1 pseudogene is annotated in these 455 nt (G+C 69.2%); it reads left to right on the forward strand.

The features are described 5' to 3' along the window. Positions 1-258 (forward strand): annotated as a pseudogene (locus RNB18_RS51910) (RNA methyltransferase); the annotation flags it as partial. Positions 259-455 lie beyond the last annotated feature (197 nt).

Below are 455 nucleotides of genomic sequence, written 5' to 3' on the forward strand. Positions count from 1 at the left end.
GGCATCACCGAGTGCGACCTGATCGTCCTGGACCCGCCCCGTGCGGGCGCGGGCAAGCAGGTGGTCAAGCACCTGGTGTCGCTGGGGGCGCGTCGTATCGCGTACGTGGCCTGCGACCCGGCGGCGCTGGCCCGGGACCTGGCGTACTTCGCGGAGGGCGGGTACCGGGTGCGGACGCTGCGGGCGTTCGACCTGTTTCCCATGACGCATCATGTGGAGTGCGTGGCGATTCTGGAGCCGGTGAAGAAGGACGCCTGACCTGGGGGTTTGAGCGGGCCGGTCCCTGAACCCGTGGTCGCCACGGGTGCAACGCGTTCTCGTGTCCGCTTGCCGCGCCGTGCTCACCTTCACAGGAACTGCTGCTCCATCAAACGCGTCTCGACGTACGATGCCGAGTTCGCGATGAGAGCGGGGGAGGGGCCGTGGAGCAGGCGGGAACAGCGCTCGCCGAGCGC

Source organism: Streptomyces doebereineriae (assembly GCF_031845645.1).
In the GTDB taxonomy this organism is placed as follows: Bacteria; Actinomycetota; Actinomycetes; order Streptomycetales; family Streptomycetaceae; genus Streptomyces; species Streptomyces canus.